General features: G+C 70.8%; 17 protein-coding genes and 1 pseudogene. 12 read left to right on the top strand and 6 right to left on the bottom strand.

The features are described from left to right. Positions 1-67: 67 nt before the first annotated feature. From OG780_RS12205 to OG780_RS12175, 7 genes are all read left to right on the top strand, one after another. Entirely contained in the window at positions 68-1315 is a 1248-nt protein-coding gene (locus OG780_RS12205; protein WP_328447510.1) for a polyamine ABC transporter substrate-binding protein, read from the top strand. Positions 1316-1320: 5 nt separating this feature from the next. Continuing rightward, complete coding sequence (locus OG780_RS12200; RefSeq protein WP_328458070.1) at positions 1321-2469, top strand: ABC transporter ATP-binding protein; 1149 nt, start codon at positions 1321-1323, stop codon at positions 2467-2469. Next, positions 2469-3398: an ABC transporter permease gene (locus OG780_RS12195; RefSeq protein WP_328447508.1), complete on the top strand. Its 930-nt coding sequence runs from the start codon at positions 2469-2471 to the stop codon at positions 3396-3398. The genes OG780_RS12200 and OG780_RS12195 overlap by 1 nt, the downstream gene beginning before the upstream one ends. Further along, a complete protein-coding gene (locus OG780_RS12190) occupies positions 3399-4199 on the top strand; it encodes an ABC transporter permease (protein WP_328447506.1) in 801 nt (266 codons plus the stop codon). A 30-nt stretch (positions 4200-4229) separates the two neighbouring features. Then, the gene (locus tag OG780_RS12185) at positions 4230-5657 is read left to right on the top strand and encodes an NAD(P)/FAD-dependent oxidoreductase (RefSeq protein ID WP_328447504.1); all 1428 of its coding nucleotides are present in this window, start codon (positions 4230-4232) and stop codon (positions 5655-5657) included. Between the two features lie 127 nt (positions 5658-5784). Then, complete coding sequence (locus OG780_RS12180; protein ID WP_328447502.1) at positions 5785-6243, top strand: hypothetical protein; 459 nt, start codon at positions 5785-5787, stop codon at positions 6241-6243. 121 nt (positions 6244-6364) lie between these two features. Beyond that, the gene (locus OG780_RS12175; RefSeq protein WP_328447500.1) at positions 6365-8200 is read left to right on the top strand and encodes a chitinase; all 1836 of its coding nucleotides are present in this window, start codon (positions 6365-6367) and stop codon (positions 8198-8200) included. On the opposite strand, the gene OG780_RS12170 is transcribed toward OG780_RS12175, so the two are convergent. After that, positions 8139-9038 (bottom strand): phosphatase PAP2 family protein, encoded by a 900-nt coding sequence (locus OG780_RS12170; RefSeq protein WP_443062314.1) that lies wholly within the window; start codon positions 9036-9038, stop codon positions 8139-8141. The two genes, OG780_RS12175 and OG780_RS12170, sit on opposite strands and share 62 nt — an antisense overlap. 199 nt (positions 9039-9237) lie before the next feature. Continuing rightward, positions 9238-10572: a 4-aminobutyrate--2-oxoglutarate transaminase gene (gene gabT, locus OG780_RS12165; protein ID WP_328447498.1), complete on the bottom strand. Its 1335-nt coding sequence runs from the start codon at positions 10570-10572 to the stop codon at positions 9238-9240. Between the two features lie 302 nt (positions 10573-10874). Here gabT and OG780_RS12160 point away from each other — a divergent pair, with 302 nt between their 5' ends. The 4 genes from OG780_RS12160 (at position 10875) to OG780_RS12145 (ending at position 18393) form a co-directional block, all read left to right on the top strand. Beyond that, positions 10875-13283, top strand: a complete 2409-nt coding sequence (locus tag OG780_RS12160) for an ATP/GTP-binding protein (protein ID WP_328447496.1) — start codon at positions 10875-10877, stop codon at positions 13281-13283. Positions 13284-13463: 180 nt separating this feature from the next. Continuing rightward, positions 13464-15131 carry a PucR family transcriptional regulator gene (locus OG780_RS12155; protein WP_328447493.1) on the top strand — a complete coding sequence of 556 codons (1668 nt, stop codon included), beginning with the start codon at positions 13464-13466 and terminating at the stop codon, positions 15129-15131. 211 nt (positions 15132-15342) lie between these two features. Further along, on the top strand, positions 15343-16788 hold the full coding sequence (locus OG780_RS12150; protein ID WP_328447492.1) for an aldehyde dehydrogenase family protein: 1446 nt from the start codon (positions 15343-15345) through the stop codon (positions 16786-16788). A 315-nt stretch (positions 16789-17103) separates the two neighbouring features. Further along, positions 17104-18393: a tachylectin-related carbohydrate-binding protein gene (locus OG780_RS12145; protein WP_328447490.1), complete on the top strand. Its 1290-nt coding sequence runs from the start codon at positions 17104-17106 to the stop codon at positions 18391-18393. Between the two features lie 474 nt (positions 18394-18867). On the opposite strand, the pseudogene OG780_RS12140 reads toward OG780_RS12145, so the two are convergent. From OG780_RS12140 to OG780_RS12130, 3 genes and pseudogenes are all read right to left on the bottom strand, one after another. Beyond that, positions 18868-18960: pseudogene (locus OG780_RS12140) on the bottom strand (lytic transglycosylase domain-containing protein); the annotation flags it as partial. A gap of 247 nt (positions 18961-19207) precedes the next feature. Further along, positions 19208-19381, bottom strand: a complete 174-nt coding sequence (locus OG780_RS12135; protein WP_328447488.1) for a hypothetical protein — start codon at positions 19379-19381, stop codon at positions 19208-19210. Between the two features lie 170 nt (positions 19382-19551). Next, on the bottom strand, positions 19552-19860 hold the full coding sequence (locus OG780_RS12130) for a hypothetical protein (protein ID WP_328447486.1): 309 nt from the start codon (positions 19858-19860) through the stop codon (positions 19552-19554). A 160-nt stretch (positions 19861-20020) separates the two neighbouring features. Between OG780_RS12130 and OG780_RS12125 the strand changes: the two genes are divergently transcribed. Further along, positions 20021-21016: a helix-turn-helix transcriptional regulator gene (locus OG780_RS12125; protein WP_328447484.1), complete on the top strand. Its 996-nt coding sequence runs from the start codon at positions 20021-20023 to the stop codon at positions 21014-21016. Between the two features lie 580 nt (positions 21017-21596). Here the strand turns inward: OG780_RS12125 and OG780_RS12120 are convergent. Further along, positions 21597-24446 carry a glycoside hydrolase family 3 C-terminal domain-containing protein gene (locus tag OG780_RS12120; protein ID WP_328447482.1) on the bottom strand — a complete coding sequence of 950 codons (2850 nt, stop codon included), beginning with the start codon at positions 24444-24446 and terminating at the stop codon, positions 21597-21599. Positions 24447-24699 lie beyond the last annotated feature (253 nt).

The raw sequence follows: 24699 nt of genomic DNA, 5'->3' as shown, positions 1-24699 counted from the left end.
CGGCTATGGCCCTGTGGCAGACCAGGCCGCGACCACGGCCGCGACCCTCTCGAAAGGGCATCAGAGCATGGAGCAGTACGAGCCCGAACGCCTGTCCCCGGTGCAACTGGCCGCCATGCGGCGCAGCCTCCGGAACGGCAGGGCCGCCCTCACCCGTCGTTCACTGCTGCGTGCCTCTGCGGGCGGCGCGCTGGCCGTCGGCGGACTCGGGGCACTGAGCGGCTGCGGGATCCCCGCGGCCGGCCGGACCCAGGGCGGCACGTCCGCCCAGGACCACTCGGCCACGGAGAAGACCCTCAACTTCTCCAACTGGACCGAGTACATCGACCTCGACGACAGCGGCAAGCACCACCCGACGCTGGAGACGTTCCGCAAGCGGACGGGTATCTCGGTCAAGTACACCGAGGACATCAACGACAACAACGAGTTCTTCGCCAAGATCAAGCCGCAGCTCGCCGCCGGCCAGCCCACCGGCCGTGACCTGATCGTCCTCACCGACTGGCTGGCCGCGCGCGTGATCCGCCTGGGCTGGGTCCAGAAGCTCGACCCGTCCAACCTGCCGCACGCCTACACCAACCTGTCGCCGCAGTTCCGCAACCCCGACTGGGACCCGGGACGCGCCTACTCGTACGCGTGGCAGGGCATCCCGACGGTCATCGCCTTCAACAAGAAGGCGCTCGACGGGATCGAGGTGAAGTCGGTCTCCGACCTCCTCGACAACCCGAAGCTGAAGGGCCGTGTCTCGTTCCTGTCCGAGATGCGCGACACCATGGGCATGACCCTGCTCGACATGGGCAAGGACCCGGCGAAGTTCACCGACGACGACTACGACGCGGCCATAGCCCGGCTGCAGAAAGCCGTCGACAAGGGCCAGATCCGCCGCTTCACGGGCAACGACTACACCTCCGACCTGACCAAGGGCGACATCGCCGCCTGCGTCGCCTGGGCCGGAGACGTCGTCCAGCTCAAGAACGACAGCCCGGACGTCGACTTCGTCATCCCGGACAGCGGCTACATGACGTCGACCGACAACCTGCTGGTCCCCAACAAGGCGCGTCACAAGACGAACGCCGAGCGGCTGATCGACTTCTACTACGAGCCGGAGCAGGCCGCCGAGCTCGCCGCGTACATCAACTACGCGACTCCGGTCGAAGGAGTGAAGCCCTACCTTGCCAAGATCGACGAGGACGCGGCGAACAACCCGCTGATCGTTCCCGACAAGGACATGCAGGCCAGGTCCCACGCCTTCCGCTCGCTGAGCCAGAAGGAAGAGACGGCCTACGAAGAGAAGTTCGCGAAGCTCACAGGGGCGTGACGATGATGACGACAGAAACCAGCGGCGACGTCCGCCTCACCGGGATCAGCAAGACCTACGGATCCTTCACCGCCGTACAGCCGCTCGACCTGACCGTGCCGCAGGGCTCCTTCTTCGCCCTGCTCGGTGCCTCGGGCTGCGGCAAGACGACCACCCTGCGCATGATCGCCGGTCTGGAGGAACCTTCCTCCGGCACCGTGCACCTCGGCGACCAGGAGGTGACGAACCTGCCGCCGTACAAGCGGCCGGTGAACACCGTCTTCCAGTCGTACGCGCTCTTCCCGCACCTGGACATCTTCGAGAACGTCGCCTTCGGCCTGCGCCGGCGCGGGATCAAGAGCGTCAAGAAGCAGGTCGAGGAGATGCTCGACCTCGTCCAGCTCGGCGAGCAGGCGCGCAAGAAACCCCACCAGCTCTCCGGCGGCCAGCAGCAGCGTGTCGCGGTCGCCCGCGCACTGATCAACCACCCCAAGGTGCTGCTCCTGGACGAACCCCTCGGCGCCCTCGACCTCAAGCTGCGCCGCCAGATGCAGCTCGAGCTCAAGCGGATCCAGACCGAGGTCGGCATCACCTTCGTGCACGTCACGCACGACCAGGAGGAGGCCATGACCATGGCCGACACGGTCGCCGTGATGAACGCGGGCCGCGTCGAGCAGCTGGGCGCGCCCGCCGACCTCTACGAGAACCCGAACACCACCTTCGTCGCCAACTTCCTCGGCACCTCCAACCTCATCGAGGCCGAGGTCGACTCCCGCAGCGGCGACGACATCGTGCTCAAGGCGGGCGGCGGCAAGCTGGTGCTCCCCGCGGCGCGCTGTTCGGCACCCGCCACCACCGGCGGCAAGGTCCTGGTCGGCGTCCGCCCGGAGAAGATCTCCCTCACGCACGCCGACGACGCGGGCGAGATACCCGCCGGCCGCAACCGGATCACCGGCAAGATCGCCGACTCCAGTTTCATCGGCGTCTCCACGCAGTACGTCATCGACAGCGCCGTCTGTCCCGAGTTCGAGGTCTACGCCCAGAACATCGAGCGCGACTCCCGGCTCGTCCCCGGCGCGGACGTCGTCCTGCACTGGAGCCCGGCGCACACCTTCGGCCTCGATGCCGCCCAGGACATCGACGCGGGTGTCGACACGGCCGAGGAGGCCGCCTGATGGCCACCGTCACCGAGGCCGAAGCGCCACCGCTCGCGCCGCAGTCCGTGGAGAAGCAGCCCAGGAAGCGGGGCCGCCTCGTCCCGTACTGGCTGCTGCTGCCCGGACTCCTGTGGCTCGTCGTCTTCTTCGCGCTGCCGATGATCTACCAGGCCTCCACGTCCGTGCAGACGGGCTCCCTGGAGGAGGGCTACAAGGTCACCTGGCACTTCGCGACCTACTGGGACGCGCTCATCGAGTACTGGCCGCAGTTCCTGCGCTCGGTGTCCTACGCGGCCGCCGCCACGGTCCTGTGCCTGCTGCTCGGCTATCCGCTGGCGTATCTGATCGCCTTCCGGGCGGGCCGCTGGCGCAACCTGATCATGATCCTGGTGATCGCGCCCTTCTTCACCAGCTTCCTGATCCGCACCCTGGCCTGGAAGACGATCCTCGCCGACGGCGGCCCGGTCGTCGGCGCGCTCAACACACTGCACGTCCTGAACGTCACCGACTGGCTCGGCTGGACCGCGGGCGACCGCGTCCTCGCGACACCACTGGCCGTGGTGTGCGGTCTGACGTACAACTTCCTGCCGTTCATGATCCTGCCGCTCTACACCTCGCTGGAGCGGATCGACGGCCGGCTGCACGAGGCCGCGGGCGACCTGTACGCCAGGCCCTGGACGACCTTCCGCAAGGTCACCTTCCCGCTGTCGATGCCGGGCGTGGTCTCCGGAACGCTGCTGACGTTCATCCCGGCGGCCGGTGACTACGTCAACGCCGAACTCCTCGGCTCGACCGACACCCGCATGATCGGCAACGTCATCCAGACCCAGTTCCTGAGGATCCTGGACTATCCGACGGCCGCCGCGCTCTCCTTCATTCTCATGGCCGCGATCCTGCTCATGGTCACGGTCTACATCCGCCGGTCCGGGACGGAGGATCTGGTCTAAATGCCCCTCGTCACCTGGCTCAAGCGCCATCTCGTCGTCATCGCGGGACTGCTGACGCTGTCCTATCTGCTGCTGCCCAACGTCGTCGTCACCGTGTTCTCCTTCAACAAACCGAAGGGCCGCTTCAATTACGAGTGGCAGCAGTTCTCCACGGACGCCTGGAAGGATCCGTGCGGCGTCGCCGACATGTGCGGCTCGCTCGGGCTCAGCCTCCAGATCGCCGTCTGGGCGACGATCGGGGCCACCGTCCTCGGCACGATGATCGCCTTCGCGCTGGTCCGCTACCGCTTCCGCGCGCGCGGCGCCGTGAACTCGCTGATCTTCCTGCCGATGGCGATGCCCGAGGTCGTCATGGCCGCCTCGCTGCTCACCCTGTTCCTCAACATGGGTGCCCAGCTCGGCTTCTGGACGATCCTGATCGCCCACATCATGTTCTGCCTCAGCTTCGTCGTGACGGCCGTCAAGGCCCGTGTCATGTCGATGGACCCCCGGCTGGAACAGGCGGCCCAGGACCTCTACGCCGGCCCGGCGCAGACGTTCCTGCGGGTCACCCTGCCCATCGCGGCCCCCGGAATCGCCGCGGGCGCGCTGCTCGCCTTCGCGCTCTCCTTCGACGATTTCATCATCACCAATTTCAACGCGGGCTCGACCGTCACGTTCCCCATGTTCGTCTGGGGTTCGGCACAGCGCGGAACACCCGTCCAGATCAATGTCATCGGTACGGCCATGTTCCTCGTCGCCGTCCTGTTCGTCCTGTTCGGCATGGTCATCGGAAATCGCCGGAACAGGCAGAAGGCATAACGCTCGTCACCCTTGTAGGGAGTTGAAATCATGGCCCCAAGCGCCATGACCCGTGGTAATCAGTGGACGAAATCCCTTTCCGACGCCCAGCCGGTCCCGTACTGGCTGGACGACCCCGGCAAACCCCACCCCGAGCCCGCGCTCACCGGCGCCGAGACCTGCGACCTGCTCGTCGTCGGCGGCGGCTACAGCGGACTGTGGACCGCGCTGATCGCCAAGGAGCGCGACCCCGGGCGGGATGTCGTCCTGGTGGAGGGCCGCGAGGTGGGCTGGGCCGCCTCGGGCCGCAACGGCGGCTTCTGCGCCGCCTCCCTCACCCACGGTCTGTCCAACGGGCTCACCCGCTGGCCGGACGAGATCGGGAAGCTGGAGGAACTGGGCGCCCGCAACCTCGACGAGATCGAGGCCGCGGTCGCCCGCTACTCCCTCGACTGCGACTTCGAGCGCAGCGGCGAGATCGACGTCGCCACCGAGCCGCACCAGGCGGCCGAACTGCGCGACTGGCACCAGGAGCTGGAGCGGCGGGGTCTCGCCGACGGCATCGAGTTCCTCGACACCGCGGCCGTACGGGAACAGGTCGACTCCCCGACCTTCCTGGCCGGACTGCACGACCGCCGCGGGGTCGCCATGCTCCACCCGGCCAAACTGGCCTGGGGCCTCAAGCGCGCGTGCTTGGAGCTCGGGGTGCGGGTGTACGAGCACACGCCCGCCCTCGCCCTGAAGCCGTCCGGCGCCGGCATGGCCGTCCGCACGCCGTACGGCTCGGTCCGCGCCCGCCGGGTGGCCCTCGGCACCAACATCTTCCCGAACCTGGTCAGGCGCGTGCGCCCGTACACCGTTCCGGTCTACGACTACGCGCTGATGACCGAGCCGCTCACCGCCGGCCAGCTGGCCTCCATCGGCTGGAAGAACCGCCAGGGTCTCGGCGACTCGGCGAACCAGTTCCACTACTTCAGGCTGTCGGCCGACAACCGGATCCTGTGGGGCGGTTACGACGCGATCTACCCGTACGGCGGCCGGGTGCGCGCCGAGTACGACGACCGCCCCGAGACGTACGCCACGCTCGCCGAGCACTTCTTCACCTGCTTCCCGCAGCTAGAGGGTGTCCGCTTCTCCCACGCCTGGGGCGGCGCGATCGACACCTGCTCCCGGTTCTCGGCGTTCTTCGGCAGCGCCCACCAGGGCAAGGTCGCCTACGCGGCCGGCTACACGGGCCTCGGAGTGGGCGCCACCCGGTTCGGCGCGGAGGTGATGCTCGACCTGCTGGAGGGGGAGCGGACCGAACGCACCGAGCTGGAGATGGTCCGCAGGAAGCCGCTGCCGTTCCCGCCCGAGCCGTTCGCCTGGACCGGCATCGCGCTCACCAAGTGGTCGCTGGCGCGGGCGGACACGCACGGAGGCCGGCGCAACCTGTGGCTGAAGGCGATGGACAAGCTGGGCCTCGGCTTCGACAGCTGACGGCACGCCCGCGAAGGGCGTGAGCTGAATTTCTGTCAATCGGTCCCCCGAACCCGCGTAATGGACCGCCCGGACCTCCCTCTCCTCTGTGACGCGACCCGCGTCGACACGAGAGGGAGGTTCCGTCATGACAGGGCCCAAGGCGGCGGTCGAGTGGCTGGCATCCGTGGCTCCGGACCCCGAAGCCTGCCGCTGGGAGTGGGAGCGCAGTCCCCGAGGGATCGCGCTGCTGCCGGCGGGAAGGGCCTGGGACGTCCTGATTCTTCCGGCCGAGCTCGGCTATCCCACCCTCGACGTACTGACCCGGGTGCTCGACCAGCCCGGGCCGGTGCTCGTCGACTTCGGGGACGCCCGGATGGGCTTCTTCGTGCCCGCGGGCACCGCGACCCGGTGGCTGGGCACAGGGGTGCGCACGGCGGGCCACGGCACATGGATCGTGGTGCCCTATCCGGGACGGTCGACCGGCGGGGTCCGCTGGCTGGTCGCGCCGGACGGCTCGGGCACGCTCACGGACCCGGCACTGCTCGAACTGGCCATGCACGAGGCCGCGGCGGGCCTCGCTCGTGACGGGGACCGGCGCCGGTGAGGGGGAGTTCCCGGCGGCCGTCAGAACTCCGTTGTCTGTCAGAGGACTTGACAACCAAATTGGTCTGGACCAAGTTGGGCGCGCGCTCCATCCTCCAACTCCCCCATGCCCGGAGGCACTCATGGACCCCACCCGGCACGACAGACCCCTCGCCCGCCACCGCCGACGGCTGCTCGCTGCCTGTACGGCCACCGTCCTGGCCGTACCCGGCCTGGTGGCGGTCTCGTCGGGCGCCCAGGCGGCCGACGCCGACCTGGCCAGGAACGGCGGCTTCGAGTCGGGCCTGGGCGGCTGGACCTGCACGGCATCCACTGTCGTCAACTCGCCGGTTCACAGCGGCAGTTCGGCGATGACGGCCACCCCGGCCGGCAGTGACTACGCGCAGTGCTCGCAGACCGTGACGGTGAAGCCCGACGCGCAGTACACCCTCTCCGGCTACGTCCGCGGCAGCTACGTCTACCTCGGCGCGACCGGCACCGGTACCACCGACGTCAGCACCTGGACCCCGTCCGCCGCCGACTGGCAGCAGCTGAGCACCACCTTCCGCACCGGCGCCGCCACGACGCAGGTCACGATCTACACGCACGGCTGGTACGGCACCGGCGCCTACTGGGCCGACGACCTCTCGCTGACCGGCCCCGGGGTCGACGCGGGGCAGCCGCCGGCCGTGCCCACCAATCTGAAGACCGGCACGGTCACCTCCTCGTCGGTCGGCCTGTCCTGGGCGGCGGTGTCCGGCGCGACCGGGTACGCCGTCTACCGCGACGGGGTGAAGGTCCAGACCGTCACCGGAACCTCGGCCACCGTGAGCGGGCTGACGGCCTCCACCGCGTACTCCTTCCAGGTCGCCGCGACGAACGACGCGGGCGAGTCCGCGAAGTCGGCAACCGTCACCGCGACCACCTCCGCGGGCTCGGGCGGAGGCGGCGGAGGCTCCTCCGACCTGCCCACGCACGCGCTCGTCGGCTACCTGCACGCGAGCTTCGCCAACGGCGCCGGATACACGCGCATGGCCGACGTGCCCGACAGCTGGGACGTCATCGACCTGGCCTTCGGCGAACCCACCTCCACCACCTCGGGCGACATCCGCTTCAACCGCTGCCCGGTCACCGAGTGCCCCACGGTGGAGAGCGACGCCGACTTCAAGGCCGCGATCAAGGCCAAGCAGGCGGCCGGCAAGAAGGTGCTGATCTCGATCGGCGGCCAGAACGGCCAGGTCCAGCTCACCAGTACGGCCGCCCGCGACACCTTCGTCTCCTCGGTCTCGAAGATCATCGACACCTATGGCCTCGACGGCCTGGACATCGACTTCGAGGGTCACTCGCTCTCCCTCGACGCGAGCGACACGAACTTCAAGAGCCCGACCACCCCGGTGATCGTCAACCTCATCTCCGCCCTGAAGACCCTGAAGGCCAAGTACGGCTCGAAGTTCGTCCTGAGCATGGCCCCGGAGACGTTCTTCGTCCAGCTCGGGTACCAGTACTACGGGACCGGGAAGTGGGGCGGCCAGGACCCCCGCGCCGGCGCCTACCTCCCGGTGATCCACGCACTGCGTGACGACCTGACCCTCCTGCACGTGCAGGACTACAACTCCGGGTCGATCATGGGCCTCGACAACCAGTACCACTCCATGGGCGGCGCCGACTTCCACATCGCGATGACCGACATGCTGCTGACCGGCTTCCCGGTGGCGGGCGACGCGAACAACGTCTTCCCGCCCCTGCGCCCCGACCAGATAGCGATCGGCATGCCCGCCACCACCAACGCGGGCAACGGCTATGTCGCCCCGGCCGAGGTCACCAAGACCCTGGACTGCCTGACGAAGAAGACCAACTGCGGTTCGTACGCGACCCACGGCACCTGGCCGGGCCTGCGGGGTCTGATGACGTGGTCGGTCAACTGGGACCGGTTCGGAGGCTGGGAGTTCTCGCGGAACTTCGACGCGTACTTCGGCTGACGAAGAGCCACAGGGACGACAGCAGCACCGCGCAGAGGCACCAACTGGCCACCACGTCCAGTGGCCAGTGGTAGCCGCGCCGGACCAGGCCGAAGGCCACGCCCGCGTTCAGGGCCACGCACACGCACAGCAGCGCCCCACGGGCGCCCGCGGTGCGGAGCAGCGGAAGGAGGAGCAGGGTCGCCGCGCCGTACGCGACGACGGCGGTGGCGGTGTGACCCGAGGGATAGAAGCCGGTGCCGGGCCCCATGACCGGGGGGCCCGGCCGGGAGACGAGTTCCTTCAGGGGCACGATCACCGCGGGGACCAGCGCCATCAGGACCGCGGCGGCGGCCGGGGGCAGCCACCATCGGTCCAGACCGGTGGCACGGTTCCGCAGGGCGACGAGAAGCAGCGTCAGTGCCAGGACCGGGACCGCCACCTGGACGCTGCCCAGGTCGGCGAGCAGTTCGGAGAACCGGCTCGGGTGGACGAGGCTGCCGCTCAGCCGCTCGTCCAGGCTCACGAGCGGGCCGCCCGCCACGACCTGCCAGGTGATGAGCGCGAAGCACAGGGAGGGCAGGCCGAACAGGAGGGGCGTGCGGGACATGGGGGACAGCCTGCCATTGTCCGGCGCCGTCGCGGCACGGGCCCCGCGGAAGAAGGGAGTCGGCCGCCCCGGAACAGGGGGGGTGGTTCCGAGGCGGCCGTCCGGACCGGAATGCCGCGCGCCCCGGGGGGTTTGGGGCGGGCGACCGTCCGATCGGTGAGGAGAACCGGAGCCGCAAGCTCCGGGTGTGTGCGCGAGGGCACGACCAGGGCGAAGCTGGGGGAAGCCTCGGCCCGGTACAGCCCACAGTCCCCTGTGGGCGGGTGTATCCCTGATCCGCTTAGAACCTACGGCAGGGGGTGCGGCTCCGACAGGCGGATTCGCGTCCCGCCATGTACCTCGCACACCTTCTTCACACGCCCCCACGGGAACGCCGCAGCACCGAAACCCCGGCGGAATCCGCCGGGGGCGGGTCCGGGGTTCCGGTGCTGCGGTGCCGTCCGCGTCGTCAGATGCGGGAGAAGGCCTGCTCGATGATGTCGAGGCCCTCGTTCAGGAGGTCCTCGCCGATGACCAGCGGGGGCAGGAAGCGGAGGACGTTGCCGTAGGTGCCACAGGTCAGGACCAGCAGGCCCTCCTGGTGGCAGGCCTTGGCGAGCGCGCCGGCCGCCTCCGGGTTCGGCTCCTTGGTGGCCGGGTCCTTGACCAGCTCGATCGCGATCATGGCGCCGCGGCCGCGGACCTCGCCGATGATGTCGAACTTCTCGGCCATGGCGCCGAGGCGGGTCTTCATGACCGACTCGATGTGCTTCGCCTTGGCGTTGAGGTCGAGCTCCTTCATCGTCTCGATCGCGCCGAGCGCACCGGCGCAGGCCACCGGGTTGCCGCCGTAGGTGCCGCCCAGGCCACCCGAGTGCGCCGCGTCCATGATCTCGGCGCGGCCCGTCACGGCGGCGAGCGGCAGACCGCCCGCGATGCCCTTGGCGGTGGTGATCAGGTCCGGGACGATGCCCTCGTCCTCGCAGGCGAACCACTGGCCGGTGCGGCAGAAGCCGGACTGGATCTCGTCCGCGACGAAGACGATGCCGTTGTCCTTGGCGAACCGGCTGATGGCCGGCAGGAAGCCCTTGGCGGGCTCGATGAAGCCGCCCTCGCCGAGCAGCGGCTCGATGATGATCGCGGCGACGTTGTCGGCGCCGATCTGCTTGTTGATCATGTCGATGGCCTGGGCGGACGCCTCGGCGCCGGCGTTCTCCGGGCCGGTCAGCCAGCGGTAGCCGTAGGCGACCGGCACGCGGTAGACCTCGGGCGCGAACGGACCGAAGCCGTTCTTGTACGGCATGTTCTTGGCGGTCAGCGCCATCGTCAGGTTCGTCCGGCCGTGGTAGCCGTGGTCGAAGACGACGACGGCCTGGCGCTTGGTGTACGCGCGGGCGATCTTGACGGCGTTCTCGACGGCCTCGGCGCCCGAGTTGAACAGGGCGGACTTCTTGGCGTGGTCGCCCGGGGTCAGCTCGGCGAGCGCCTCGGCGACGGCGACGTACCCCTCGTACGGCGTGACCATGAAGCAGGTGTGGGTGAAGTCCTGGAGCTGGGCGGAGGCCCGGCGCACGACGGCCTCGGCGCTCGCGCCGACCGACGTCACGGCGATGCCGGAGCCGAAGTCGATGAGCCGGTTGCCGTCGACGTCCTCGATGATCCCGCCGCCGGCGCGCGTGGTGAAGACGGGGAGCACCGACCCGACACCGGCCGCGACCACGGCGGTGCGCCGGGCCTGCAGCTCCTGCGACTTCGGGCCGGGGATGGCGGTGACGACGCGGCGCTCCTGCGGAAGTGCGGTCATGAGGGGCTCCCTGATGATCTTGCGAACCGGACGGTCCCCGGCGAACGCGGGGCTGGTCCGGGCGGGGGGTTTTCGGACGCTTGCCTTCTTTCTTCGCAGGCTAGAGCCGAGGAGGGGGGCTCGGCATGCGCCATGTGGGCGTTGTCGGACGAATCCATTGTCCGCGGTGGACATAGAGGAGCGGACGCCCGGTGGCCCCGTCCCGCCGCGGGCCCGGCCGTGTAAACGGTGAACTCGCCCCGCAGGACCACTAGATTGGCCTCGGAGCGACAGGCGGACTGGCTGGTCAGGGGGCGCACACGATGGACTTCGACGGTACGCGCGACGCACGTGGTACGCATGCCGATCCCGTGCCTCGTCCGGCCGCACCCCCCGGGGCCGTCCCCGGCGGAGCCCCGCCCAGGCCCTCGGGCCCGCCACCCGTCCCCGCCGGCCCGCCCGGACCCCGCCGGGCCGTACGCGACTGGCTCAACGAACCCCGCCCCGAGGCCGCACTGGGGATCTGGCGGTACGGATATGTCGCGCCCCGGGCGTCGAAGGAGCGCAGGCGTCTGCCCTCCGTGACGATCGTCGGTCTCCTGATCCCTCTGGTGCTCGGGCTCGTCGTCTGGTCCCTGTGGCGCCGGGGGAACGTCCCCTATCAGCTGGTCGTGCTGAAACTGTTCACACCGGACGACTGGTGGTGGGGCGGTACGACCGCCCCGAAGTCCTGGCAGGGCGAGGACGCCATCCGTGTCTACGACGGACTCTTCTTCGGCGCGCTGGTCTACACGATGGGACGCCTCGGAAGCTGGCGCGAGATCGCCCATCACTTCGTCGTCCGGCGCGCGCAGCCGGGCCGGGCCGTCATCGCCGCCCTGGCGGCCCTGCTGACGCTCACGTTCGTCTGGCCGGACGCCTTCCCGGGCATCGGCTGGGACCCCCTGCCCATCGTCAACCCGGTGCTGTCCCTGGTGGCGCTGATCGCCGGCGGGCGTGAGGTGTTCGAGTCGCTGGTGATCAGCTACGGCGTGTACACGCTGATCACCGTGCTCGTGGTGCTGCCGTTCGCCAAGCTGGGCGGATGGTGGCCGCTCGCCAAGGAGCGGTTCGGTTCCCGGCCGACCGCGGCGACGGCGGCTCAGGCCGAGCCGGCGGAGCCGTCCGGCCCTCCGGCCGAATGGCCCGAACTGAGGGCGACCGGTCAGCACAAGGCGGCGGAACTGCTGTCCTCCGAGGTGCTGACGGAACGCATGAACGACGTCGACTGCGCGAGGATTCTGCGCGCCTGGACCTCGGCCAAGCGCGACGGAGGGCTCGCCGGCTTCAGCGACACCGTGCTGCGGCGGGGCGCCGCGGCCTGGACCCATCCGTCCGGGGCCCGCGACCTGCCCGTCCGCGCCGCCTCGCACGACCTGCTCGCGGCCCAGGTACGGCTCGGCCGGTGGGTCGCCCGCGAGCGCACTCCGCTCGCCTACTCCGGTGCGGGTGCCGCCCTCGGCCCGGCGACGCTCGGTACCTCGCTCCTCGCCGTCGGACCCGCGGGTTCCGGCAAGACGCGCCACCTCGTGCGGCCCGTCGCCGAATCCCTCGGGCTCCAGGCCCTCACCGCGCGCTGCGCCGTCGTCGTCGTGGCCGCCGCCGGGACGCCGGTCGGCCCCGACGCGTCGTACGACGTCGTCGTGAAGCTCGGTGACCCCGAGTCGGTCCACGACCTGGACCTGTACGCCGACTGCGAGGACCCCGACGAGGCCGCCGCGTTTCTCGCGGAAGGCCTGGTCGGGAGCGTCGACGGCGTCGACGTCCGGCGCGCCGCCACGGCCCTGGCCCAGCTGCTCGGTCCCTACCGGGCCGTGCACGGCACGTTCCCCACGATTCCCGTGCTGCGCGAACTGCTCGAAGGAGTGCCCGCGCTGCTGGAACCCCTGCGGCAGGACCTGTCGGCCGGGGGCCACCCCGCGATGCTCCGCGAACTGGAGGCACGGCTGCGGCAGAGCGGCGGCCCGAACGACCCCGGCCCCGTTCTGGCCGACCGCCTGGCGCTGCTGGACCGGCCCGTCTTCGCGGACTTCTTCGGCTCGGGCACCGGCGCCCGGCCGTTCTCGCTCCGGGCGGTGGCCCATCACCCGCTGCGCGTCCGTGTCGATCTGCCGGAACGCGGGTACGAAGAGGCCTCCCAGCTCATCACCCGGCTTCTGCTCGCCCAGTTCGCCGCCGTCGTCCGCGGCGGCGACCGGCGCGGGCACTTCGCCTGCCTGGTCCTCGACGACGCGACCGGCGCCCTGACCGCCGAGACGGTACGCCGCATCCAGGGCCTGCGGGCGCACAACGCCGGAGTGGTCCTCGCCCTGCGGACCATCGGGGACATCCCCGAGGCCCTCCACGGGCCGCTGTACGGCGCGGTCGGCTGCCGCATGGCCTTCTCCGGTGTCACGACCTGGGACGGCGGCCGCTTCGCCGAGTCCTGGGGCACCGAGTGGGTGGAGACGCAGGACGTGGCCAAGCACACCGTCTTCGCCGACCAGCCCATGACCCGGGCCATCCACGCCCTGCGCAAGCTGGTGACCGGCAAGGCGGTGACCACGGACGCCGTGACCGTGCGTCAGGTCGAGCGGGAACGCTGGTCCGCCTCCGAACTGGCGCACGCGGTCCCGCCCGGCCACGCCGTCCTGTCGCTGACCAGCGTCGAGGGGGGACACGCCCCGCCGCTGCTGGTGGACCTGCGCGGCTGACGGGCACCCGGGGCGTGACGTATCGAGGGGGACGTATGGATATACGGACCCGCTGACCAGGGTGTCCGGGGATGAACGCACGCGGCGACCGTACGGTGAGGCAGAATCGACACAGGCCGTTCATACGCCGCGGCCAAAAGATCACAGAGATCACAGAGATCACACCGACCTGAAGGCCCCATGCCTCCCACGCTCGCCTCGCTCGTCCACCACTCCGCGCTCAAGCTCACGGTGCGTGCGGGCGAGGACCGCCTGGACGTGCCCGTCCGCTGGGCCCATGTCAGCGAGCTCGCCGACCCCGTGCCGTACATGGAGGGCGGGGAACTGCTGCTGATCACCGCGCTTAAGCTGGACGCGGACGATCCCGAGGTCATGCGGCGGTACGTGAAACGGCTGACCGGCGCCGGAGTCGTCGGGATCGGCTTCGCCGTCGGGGTCAACTACGACGAGATCCCGAAGGCGCTCGTCGACGCGGCCGCGGAAGAGGGACTGCCGCTCCTCGAAGTGCCCCGGCGCACCCCGTTCCTCGCCATCAGCAAGGCCGTGTCCGCCGCCATCGCCGCGGATCAGTACCGGGCAGTCACCGCGGGATTCGCCGCGCAGCGCGAGCTCACCAAGCAGGCCCTGAACGACGGGCCGGAGGGACTGCTCACCGCGCTCGCCGGACAGGTCGACGGATGGGCGGCGCTCTACGACGCGTCCGGCTCCGTCGTCGCCGCCGCCCCCGACTGGGCGGGACGCCGCGCCGCGCGCCTCACCCCGGACGTGGAGCGGCTGCGCGAGCGGCCCGCCCCCGCGAGCTCCGTGGTGGGCGGGGAGGACCGCGTCGAACTGCACTCCCTCGGCACGGGACGCAGGCCGCGCGCCGCGCTCGCCGTCGGGACCGCCGGCGCGCTCGGCACCGCCGAGCGCTACGCCGTGCACTCGGCCATCGCCCTGCTGACCCTCACCACCGAACGCTCGCGGTCCCTGCACGCCGCCGAGCAGCGGATCGGCGCGGCCGTGCTCGGGATGCTGCTCGCCGGGGAATCCGACCACGCGCGTGCCGTCGCCGGAGACCTGTACGGCGAACTGCTCGACGCCCCCTTCCGGCTGATGATCGCCGAGCCGGTGTCCGCGTCGGCCGGCCGTGCGCACGCCGACGCACGCGTGCGCCCGGGTGCCGCCGTGCCCTCGAAGACCGCCGTCGCCGTGCCCGACGCCAAGGGTGATCCGCTGGGCGGCCTCGCCGAGGTCGTCGAATCCGCCGCCGCGCGTTCGGGGGAGTCGGTGCTCGTCGTGCCCGACGGGGAGCGGCTGGTCGTTCTCGCCGTGGACGGAGGCGCCGCGGTGGCGGCCTGCGGGGACTACGCCGCGGCGTTGGAGTCCGCGCGGGCCGTCCCGCGCGAGCAGCCCGCCGGGGCGGCCGGGGACGAGGGCGAACTCGTCGTCGGGCTCTCGGCCCCCGCAGGACCGATCGCCGCCCGCGCCGCCTACAAGCAGGCCGAACAGGCCCTGTCCGTCGCCCGGCGGCGGGGCCGGTTCCTCGTCGAGCACGAGGAACTGGCGGCCGGGTCCGTACTGCCGCTGCTCGCGGACGACGCCGTGCGGGCGTTCGCCGACGGGCTCCTGCGGGCGCTCCACGAGCACGACGCCACCGGCCGCGGGGACCTCGTCGCCTCGCTGCGGGCGTGGCTGTCACGTCACGGGCAGTGGGACGCAGCGGCCGCCGACCTGGGGGTCCACCGGCACACGCTGCGCTACCGGATGCGCAGGGTCGAGGAGATCCTCGGGCGGTCCCTGGACGACCCCGACGTCCGGATGGAACTCTGGCTGGCCCTGAAGGCCACGGCCGCGACGGGGGAGTGACCGGGTCTTCCCGCCGTCGGTGGCGGCTCGCTCGGGAATGAGGCGTGGGACCTCGGGCGATCAGTCCAAACCGGCGCACCTCGCCCCCCGACTGTTACGCGCCGGACAAACGACCGGTGATGGTCCCGGCTCTACCGTGGACGGGAAAGCGCAGCACCACCAGAAACATCCCAGTCGTCACCCCCACTACGGAAGGGCTCGGGACTCGCACATGACTTCCACCCACGCCTTCTGGCTCGCCGGCCGCCAGGCCACGGGCGAGACCACCTTCGACGTCACCTCGCCGTGGGACGGCCGCCTCGTCGGCCAGGTCAGCGTGCCCACCGAGGCCCAGGTCGAGGAGGCCGTGGCAGCCGCGCACGCCGTGCGCGACGAGTTCGCCGCGACCCCGGCCCACGTACGCGCCGCCGCCCTCGACCACGTCTCGCGCCGTCTGGCCGAGCGCACCGAGGAGATCGCGCAGCTCATCTCCGCCGAGAACGGCAAGCCGATCAAGTGGGCCCGCGGCGAGGTCGGCCGCGCGGTGTCCGTGTTCCGGTTCGCCGCCGAGGAGGCCCGCCGCTTCAACGGCGGCGAGGCGCAGCGCCTGGACACCGACCTGGGCGGTCAGGGCCGGCTCGCCCTCACGCGCCGCTTCCCCAAGGGTGTCGTCCTCGGAATCGCGCCCTTCAACTTCCCGCTGAACCTGTGCGCCCACAAGGTCGCCCCGGCCATCGCCGCGGGTGCCCCGATCATCCTGAAGCCGGCGCCCGCGACCCCGCTGTCCGGCCTGATCCTCGGCGACCTGCTGGCCGAGACCGACCTTCCCGCCGGTTCCTGGAGCATCCTGCCGGTCGCCAACGACAAGATGCCCGCCCTGGTCCAGGACGAGCGCCTTCCCGTCATCTCCTTCACCGGTTCCGAGACGGTCGGTTACGCGATCATGGACTCGGTGCCGCGCAAGCACTGCACCCTGGAACTGGGCGGCAACGGCGCGGCCGTCGTCCTCGCCGACTTCGCGAGCGACGCGGACCTGGACTGGGCCGCGACCCGCATCGCGACCTTCTCCAACTACCAGGGCGGCCAGTCCTGCATCTCGGTGCAGCGCGTGATCGCGGACGCCGCGGTGTACGAGCGGCTGCTGCCGCGCATCGTCGCCGCCGTCGAGGCCCAGGTCACCGGCGACCCGTCCGACGACGCGACGGACGTCGGCCCGCTGGTCAGCGAGGTCGCCGCCGAGCGCGTCGAGTCGTGGGTGGACGAGGCCGTCGCGGCCGGCGCCACGCTGCTCACCGGTGGCAAGCGCGACGGCGCCTCCTACGCCCCGACCGTCCTCGCCGACGTTCCGGCCGACGTCACGATCTCCTGCGAGGAGGTCTTCGGACCGGTCCTGACCGTGCAGAAGGTGGACGGCGAGGCGGCTGCCTTCGAGGCCGCCAACAACTCCAAGTACGGCCTCCAGACGGGCGTGTTCACGCACGACCTCCAGACCGCGTTCCGCGCGCACCGTGCCCTGGAGGTGGGCGGCGTCGTGATCGGCGACGTTCCGTCCTACCGCGCCGACCAGATGCCGTACGGCGGTGCGAAGCAGTCCGGTGTCGGCCGTGAGGGCGTCAGGTTCGCGATGGACGACTACACCTACGAGCGTGTGCTCGTGCTGACGGGTCTCGCCCTCTGACGAAGACCTCACCGAGGCCGACGGCCGCAGCCCACTGTGCGGGGGCTGCGGCCGTCGGCGTGTCCGGGAACTTCGGACGGCCGGAGCCCGCTGTGCGTGGCGTTCCGGTGCTGCCTACGCTCCGTCAGGACGCAACAGGCCAGGGACGTTTGCGTCCACGCGATTTCTCTTCCGGCCCCCGTGACCTGCGGCGAAAGTAGTTCCTGTCACCGGGAGCCACACCCGAGAACATCCTTCACGGCTGCACCTGCAGGGCAGCTGTCTGGGCCAGGGATGTGGCTTCGCCCGCTCGACCTACTCACCGCAGGAGAAATCATGAAGCTGGGCCATGCCGTCCGCCGCACCACAGCCGCCGCCGTCGCCGTCGGCGCGATGTCCCTCGGCCTGGTGGCGATCACCGGCGGAGCCGCGCATGCCGTCGCGTCCTGCACTGGCGACGTGTCGATGTACGGCACGCTGTCCGACGGCCGGCTGACGTACACGCAGATCGCGCCGAACACCGGCGACCGCGTCAAGACGCTCATCGGCCCGAACCTCGGCTTCACGCCCAAGACGATGGCGGCCCTCAACTTCAACACGGTCCTGGTCACTTCGACCACCGGCGACCTCTACCGGGTCGACATCCAGACGAACAACACCTCCCTCACGGTCGCGGGCGTCGTCAAGATCTGGGACGGCGGCTGGACCTTCGACAAGTTGGTCTACGACGGCGCCGGTCACCTCTACGGGACGGTCGACGGCCAGCTCCACCAGTACCTGGTGTCGCAGGCCAAGCCCGCGGGGTCGGCCCACATAGGCCAGCACGTCGTGATCGACACCGGCTTCGTCCTCAAGACGCTCGCCGCCGCGGGCGACGACCGCATCGTCGCCTCGACCGCGGACGGACGGCTGCTCAGCTACAAGATCAACGGAGTGGACGACTGGGACCTCTCGGTCCTCAAGACGAGCGGCTGGTCGGCGGTCGACTCGCTCTCCTCACCGGGCGGCGGCCTCTACTACGGCCGCACCAACGGTGGCATGTACTGGTACCACGACGCGGACCCGACCGACGGTGACGGCAGCGACATCACGTACCACTCCGACGACCCGGTGGACGCGTCCGGCTGGACCCAGAGCCTGCTGTCGACCTACGCGAGCAACTGCTCCTACGTGGCGCCGGCCCCGCCGGAGTCCGTGCAGGGCGGCACCATCTCCCGCAGCGAGGTCATGACCCGGGCCAAGAACTGGTACACCCGCAACGTCCAGTACGACCAGGGCGCTTCCGCCTCCGACATCGACGGCGATCACACCTACCGCACCGACTGCTCCGGCTTCGTCTCCATGGCCTGGCACCTCACCAGCTCGCTGACGACCGAGACCCTCTCCAGCGCGAGCACGGAGATCAACAAGTCCGACCTCAGGCCCGGTGACGCTCTGAACAGCTACTCCGAGCACGCTGTCATCTTCGCGGGCTGGAAGAACCAGGACGCGGGCACCTTCTACTACTACTCCGAGAGCAGCCCGGCAACGGACATGAACTACTCGACCGCGGACATCGACAGCGGCGACATCAGCGGCCACCCGGCCTCGTCGTACGTCGCCCTGCGCTACAAGAAGATCGCCTGACGCCCCACCCGACGCCTTGAAGGCCCCGCCGATCCCCGGCGGGGCCTTCAAGGCGTTCCTGGCCCAGAACGGCCTCACCACCGGCGGAACCGACAGTCGGCAGAACATACAGCCGGCAGAGGCATCAACCGGCAGAACCCTCACCACAGCGGCCGGGCGGCGCGGTACCGGCCGGAACCGGAACGGAGTGGTACCGGCCGACGGTCTCCACCGACTCCAACCGGAGCCGCGCCCCCGCCGCCGTCCGCACCGCCGGGGCGCTGCCGACCTCCCGGGCCTGCCGGGGTGCTGCCGGCCTCCGGCCCTGCCTCGTGCGCGACGCCGACGCCCAGGTCGTGCCGGTGGCGCCGGCTCCATGAACGCGCCGAGCGCCCACCGCATCCATGTCCCGGAGCGCCGGACTTCCCGGCCCACGCCGAAAGGGCGGCGCCCCCTCGGTTCGAGGGGGCGCCGCCCTTTTCAGGTCCGCCGGTATCAGTACCAGCTGTTCGCCTGCCAGAAGTTCCACGCGTCGCACGGGGAGCCGTAGTGGCCGTCGATGTAGTTCAAGCCCCACTTGATCTGGCTGAACGTCAGTCTGCCGTCGTCGAGTACGCCGTAGATGTCGACTCCGCCCGAGGAGGTGGTGGCCGCTTCGGCGGTCGGGGTGGTTACCGTGAGGAGTCCGGTGCCGAGGGCGCCGGCCGTCAGCAGGCCCGCGATTCTCCGGCCGTTCTTCACTTTTCGGTCCCCCGGGGCGGGTTGTGGTCAGGCAGACGGACAGGAGTCGGATCGTGGCCGACAGGCCGGTGGGCGGCCGACGGCGGCGGGCGGCCTACTGCCAGCCGGCGTCCGTCGGGGCGACCTGCCAGCCGGCGTCACCGGCGAGAACGGAGGAGGCCGGAACCGCGTCCGCCGTGGACCGGAGCGTGACCACCGGGGAGGCGAGAGCCGCGGCGGCGACGAGGGAGGAGACCGCGGCGACCTTGGCGATTCGGGTACGAAGCATGGCTGTTTCCGTTCCTTCCGGGACGAGATGCGGTGTCCGGCCTGCCGTCGCGCCCCGCGGTGGCGCTCGGCTCGGCCGGTGCTCCATAGGTTCGTCGCAGCTCAGGCCCGTGAGAAGAGTTCACGGATGGACGGAAAGGGCCTTGGACCGATGTGTCCACGCGGGCCGCTTCAGTCCACCGCCTGCGGTTCGAAGGTCAGCGGCATCAACGGCACCCCCGCACCGGTCAGCCGCGCCGTGGCCAACTGCGGTACGTCGCGCAGCAGTCGGCGGCAGACGCGCACCGACCGTTCCTCCGCCTCCTCCAGCACACCGGCCAGCAGATAGAAGCCGAGCGTGAGCCGGGCGGGAGGGACGGGGTGAACGGCGACGTGCTCGACGCGGTCGCGGGTGACGATCGCCGATCGCACCAACGCCCGGATGTTCTCCGGAAGTTCCTCGCCGGAGGGCAGTTCCAGATGCGCGTGGACCAGATACATGCGTTCCAGACTCTCAATGGAAGTCGAGAGCAAGTCGGCCTGGAGGATGGACGGTTGAGGCCACGGCCGGTTCCGTCCTGGCGCTGTGACGATCCCGCACCCTTCTGCGAAGATCATCGTCGAAGAGGGGATGTTGAGTGCAGGAAACTGGGGGAACCAGATGCTGACCGCTCTCGGGCTCGACTCCGTCACGGAGGCGGTGTACCGCGCCATGCTCGGACACCCGGCCGCGGGTGTCGCGGCCCTCGCCGACGCCGTGGGGCTGTCCGGGGAAGAGGTGCGCGACGCCCTCGACACACTGAGCGAGTTAGCGCTGGTGCGCCCCGCCGCCGGGGACGCGAGCCGGCTCCGGGCGGTCTCCCCGGACATAGGCATGGAGATCCTGATGGGCCGCCAGCAGGCCCAGCTGGCAGCCCAGCGGCAGCGCCTCGAAGCCTCGCGGGCGGCCGCGGCCCAGCTCATCTCCGAGTACGCCGAGCTCCGTCCGGCCACCAGCCATCCCGGGGTGGAGCAACTGGTCGGCCTCGACCAGATACGCGACCGGCTGGCCGTGCTCACCCGGGAGGTGCGCGAGGAGTTCCTGACCTTCGCCCCGGGCGGTCCGCAGACCGCGGAGAACATGGCCGCCTCACGGCCCCTCAACGAGGATCTGCTCGGCCGTGGGGTGCGCATGCGCACGATCTACCTCGACAGCGTCCGCACCAACCGGCCCACCGTCGAACACGCCACCTGGCTGGCCCGGCTGGGCGGCCGGATCCGCACGGTTCCGTCCCTGCCGACCCGGATGATCCTCATGGACCGGCAGACCGCCATGATCTCGGTCAGCAGCGACGACACCGCCGCGGGCGCCGTCCTGCTCACCGGCCAGGGCACGCTCACCGCGCTGTGCGCGCTCTTCGAGACCACCTGGGAGGTCGCACGGCCGCTCGGCGAGGTCGTCCCCACCGACCCGAACGGGCTCACCGGCCAGCAGGCGACCGCCCTCCGTCTCCTGGCCGGGGGCCATACCGACGAGGCGATCGCCAAACGGCTCGGGGTGTCGCACCGCACGGCCCGGCGGATCGCCTCCGAACTGATGGACCGCCTCGGCGCACGCAGCCGTTTCGAGGCCGGCGTACGCGCCGTTCAGCAGGGCTGGCTGCCGGCCCGACCCTGAATCGCCGTCCAGGGACGAGGCGACACGACGGCGACCGCCCGGCGCGCAGGGCTTCGCCCGTACGCTGCGGCTTCACGCCGGCGACCGGCGTGCCACGGTCGCCGCGCTCACACGGGCCCGAAGAGACCCGTCGCCCCACCCGAATCGGCCCGTGCGAGCCGGACCGGACAAAAAAAGACCCTGTCCCGGACAATGCGGGACAGGGTCTTCACAGAGCGCCGGGCAGGCCTTGCACCTGCATTTCCCCGCAGGAAGCGGGGCGTCTTTCCTTGGACCACCAACGCATCGCGAACCGGCGTGACCTCCGCCGATCTGCTGAAGATCATATTAGCGCAAGGCCTGAGAAGCGCAAACGTCCGGCCGGGCGGGATCGCCGAACAATCGCGTCAGGTGCACGGCCGCACGGCCTGGCGTTTTTCGGAAGGGCTCGAGGCGCTCACGGGTTCCGGCCGTCCGCCTGTCGGGACGTGACCGAAAACGACGTGTCTAGTGACAATCGTTTTCAGCTAAGTTCGCCAGAGAAGGGGCCCGGCACCGATGCCTTCCGGTGCCGGACCCCTGTGCCGGCTCCTCCGGACCCTCAACCGGAGAAGCCGACGTGCGCGAGCCGGACGGGCCCGCGCAGTCCGAGGTGGACGTCGTGCACACCGCCGGCCGTGAACGGGGCGGTGAGGGTGCGGTAGTCGTAGGGCCCCCGTGTTCCGCTCAGCGTGACTTCGGCGACCGGCTTGCCGTCCAGCGAGACCTCGACAGCGCCCTCGCCCGCCACCTCGATCACGACACCGGTGGCGCCCGCTCCGAAGTCGCAGAGCCGGTACAGGACTTCGCCCGTGCCGCCGTCCGCCGGGGTCACCGCGTCGCCCGCCGTCTTCGTACGGTCGACGATCGCGGTGCCGTGCTGCTCGTCGAAGTCGGCCGCGTCCAGGCCGTGTTCGCGGACCGGGCGGAACGCGCCCGGCTCGCCGTCGAGTTCGACGGTCGCGCCGAGCCGGACGTCCTCGCTGGAGGCGCCGACCAGCAGCTCGTACATGCCCGGTTCCAGGCGTCGACGGCCGTGCGCGACGTCCCAGAACTCCAGCGCGGTGAGCGGGAGGTCGAAGGTGACGGCCGTCGAGGTGCCCGGAGCGAGCCGGACCCGCCGGTGCGCCGCCAGTTCGCGGCGGGGGCGGGGCACGGACGGGGCGACCGCCCGGGTGTAGAGCTGGACGACCTCGTCGGCGGTCACGGTCGCGGTGTTCGTCACGGTGCAGGAGACGGTCAGTGCCGCGGCCTCCCTGCGGACCCGCAGATCCGTGTAGGCGAACGAGGCGTAGGACAGGCCGTGCCCGAAGGGGAACAGCGCGGTCCCCTCGAAGTAGAGGTAGGTCTGCCGGCCGCCGATCACGTCGTAGTCGAGCAGACCGGGCAGGTCGTCGTCCGTGGCGTACCAGGTCTGCGGGAGGCGGCCCCCGGGGGAGACGTCCCCGGCGAGCACGCGGGCCAGCGCGGTGCCCGCCGCCTGGCCGCCGTGCGCGGTCCACAGCAGGGCGGGCAGGCCGGTGGGGTCGACCGCGTACGGGTAGGCGGAGACCAGCGCCAGCACGGTGTCCGGGTTCGCCGCGCGGGCGGCGTCCAGCAGCCGTTCCTGATGGGCGGGCAGCCGCAGGGTCGTACGGTCCTCGGTCTCGCGGCCGTTGATGTGCGGGTCGTTGCCCGCGACGACGAGAACCACGTCGGCGGAGGCGGCGACGCGCGCCACCGCGTCCTCACCGCGTTCGGTGAACTCCGCCACGAAGATCTCGGCGTCCCCGGCCTCCCGCCCGGCAACCTTCACGCCGTCGGCGGCGACACAGACGTATCCGCCCGTCCCGAGGTGTTTGAGGAGGTGGCCGCCGCGATGGGAAGCGGAGGGTTCCAGCCGGAAGGTTTCCTGGACGACCCAGCCGCCCGGCCGGTCGGCGGACGCGCGCACGAAGCCGTCGTCGGCGACCGACAGGTAGCGGCCGTCGGGGGAGCGCAGCGTGAGGACGCCCTCGCCCCAGTCGACCAGAGCCAGTTCGGTGCCGACGGTGTCGGCGGTCAGCGGGGGCAGGTCCGTACGGCCGGCGAGCAGCGCCGGATCGAGCGCACCCTCGGCACCCCGGGTCCCCACCAGCGCGCCGTCCGCGGCGGGCACCGCGAGATACCGGCCGGACGCGGTCCTCAGGCGTACGCGGTCCACGCCCTCGGCGAAGTCCACCCGCTCGGCGCCGAACCGCTCGTACAGGCCTTCCAGCGGGGTCGACCGGTGGATGAGCGTGCCGCTGTACCAGTCGAGCTTGCACTCGTCGGCGAGCAGGCCGACGACGGCGAGCCGGACTCCGGGACGCAGCGGCAGCAGGCCGTCGTTCTTGAGCAGGACGATCGCCTGCTCCGCGGCCTCCCGGGCGAGCGCGCGGTGGGCGGGCGTGTCGAACTCCCCGGTGCTCGCGTACGGGTCGAGGTCCGGGTCGAACTCGCCGAGCCGGAAGCGCACGGCGAGCTGGCGGCGGACCGCGGTGTCGATGTCGGCCTCGGTCAGCAGGCCTCGCTCCAGGGCTCCCCGGACGCGTGCGGTGATCCGCGAGCCGTCCTCGCCGTGGTCGGTGAAGCTGTCGACGCCGGCGAGGAGCGCGGCGGCGGTGGCCTCCTCGTGGGTGTCGAAGTAGTGCTCGGAGTCGACCAGGTTGGAGGGCGCGCCCGCGTCCGAGCAGACCAGCAGCTCCTGGTCGGTCCAGGTCCGCAGGTGCTCGCGCAGGTACGGCGAGACATGGTTGGGACGGCCGTTGACCAGGTTGTACGCGGGCATCACGCCGGCGACGGAGCCCGCCTCGACGGTCTCGCGGAAGGCGCGCAGATCGTACTCGTGCAGCACGCGCGGCCGGACGGACGAGGACGTGGTGTCCCTGCTCGTCTCGTTGTTGTGCGCGAGCCAGTGCTTGAGGACCGGCGCCGTGCGCCAGTAGACCGGATGGTCGCCGCGCAGCCCGCGGGTGTACGCGGTGGCGATGGCGGAGGTGAGCGCCGGGTCCTCCGAGTAGCCCTCCTCGTTGCGTCCCCACAGCGGGTGGCGCAGCAGATTGACCGTGGGGGACCAGACGTTGAGGCCCACGCGGTCGTCGCGGGCGCGCATCGCACGGGCCTCCGACGAGACGGCCTCCCCGATCCGGCGCACGAGCTCGGCGTTCCAGGTCGCGCCGAGCCCGACGGCCTGCGGGAACACCGTCGCCGGACCCATCCACGCGACCCCGTGCAGCGCCTCCTGGCCGGTGCGGAAGGCGGGTATCCCGAGCCGCTCGACGGGGGGCGTGTACTGGTGCAGGAACGCGACGCGTTCTTCCGGGGTGAGCCGCGTCAGCAGGTCGTCGATGCGCTTCGCGAACGGCAGGCTCGCGTCGCGGAAGGGCGGCATGGGTGGCGTCTCTGCGGTCACGTGGTGATCCCTTTGTGGTGGGGCATCGAAGGTCTTTCGAAGCGCTTCGATGCTCGATCGACCAAGGGGTGGGTGTCAAGACGCCTGAGCGTCTCACCTCTGTTTCCCGCCAGTGATGTCAAGTGCCGCACGGATAAGCTCTGTTGTCGCACGTCTCCGAGGAATCTTGGGATCGACCCTTGTGCGCCCTCAGGCGTTCACTTAACCTCGCAGCAACATCGAAGCGCTTCGATTGTCGGGCTTCCCTCTTCCC

It is taken from the genome of Streptomyces sp. NBC_00386, assembly GCF_036063235.1.
GTDB lineage: Bacteria > Actinomycetota > Actinomycetes > Streptomycetales > Streptomycetaceae > Streptomyces.
Note: the sequence above shows the minus strand (reverse complement) of the source record. Positions and strands in the feature narration are given on the sequence as shown.

Bases quoted from the DNA above. Each gene is read 5' to 3' on its own strand.
- gabT (WP_328447498.1), bottom strand. From the start codon at position 10,572: ATGACCGCACTTCCGCAGGAGCGCCGCGTCGTCACCGCCATCCCCGGC.
- OG780_RS12135 (WP_328447488.1), bottom strand. From the start codon at position 19,381: ATGCTTCGTACCCGAATCGCCAAGGTCGCCGCGGTCTCCTCCCTCGTC.
- OG780_RS12200 (WP_328458070.1), top strand. From the start codon at position 1,321: ATGACGACAGAAACCAGCGGCGACGTCCGCCTCACCGGGATCAGCAAG.
- OG780_RS12145 (WP_328447490.1), top strand. From the start codon at position 17,104: ATGAAGCTGGGCCATGCCGTCCGCCGCACCACAGCCGCCGCCGTCGCC.
- OG780_RS12190 (WP_328447506.1), top strand. From the start codon at position 3,399: ATGCCCCTCGTCACCTGGCTCAAGCGCCATCTCGTCGTCATCGCGGGA.
- OG780_RS12130 (WP_328447486.1), bottom strand. From the start codon at position 19,860: ATGTATCTGGTCCACGCGCATCTGGAACTGCCCTCCGGCGAGGAACTT.
- OG780_RS12125 (WP_328447484.1), top strand. From the start codon at position 20,021: ATGCTGACCGCTCTCGGGCTCGACTCCGTCACGGAGGCGGTGTACCGC.
- OG780_RS12160 (WP_328447496.1), top strand. From the start codon at position 10,875: ATGGACTTCGACGGTACGCGCGACGCACGTGGTACGCATGCCGATCCC.
- OG780_RS12180 (WP_328447502.1), top strand. From the start codon at position 5,785: ATGACAGGGCCCAAGGCGGCGGTCGAGTGGCTGGCATCCGTGGCTCCG.
- OG780_RS12195 (WP_328447508.1), top strand. From the start codon at position 2,469: ATGGCCACCGTCACCGAGGCCGAAGCGCCACCGCTCGCGCCGCAGTCC.
- OG780_RS12175 (WP_328447500.1), top strand. From the start codon at position 6,365: ATGGACCCCACCCGGCACGACAGACCCCTCGCCCGCCACCGCCGACGG.
- OG780_RS12155 (WP_328447493.1), top strand. From the start codon at position 13,464: ATGCCTCCCACGCTCGCCTCGCTCGTCCACCACTCCGCGCTCAAGCTC.
- OG780_RS12150 (WP_328447492.1), top strand. From the start codon at position 15,343: ATGACTTCCACCCACGCCTTCTGGCTCGCCGGCCGCCAGGCCACGGGC.
- OG780_RS12205 (WP_328447510.1), top strand. From the start codon at position 68: ATGGAGCAGTACGAGCCCGAACGCCTGTCCCCGGTGCAACTGGCCGCC.
- OG780_RS12185 (WP_328447504.1), top strand. From the start codon at position 4,230: ATGGCCCCAAGCGCCATGACCCGTGGTAATCAGTGGACGAAATCCCTT.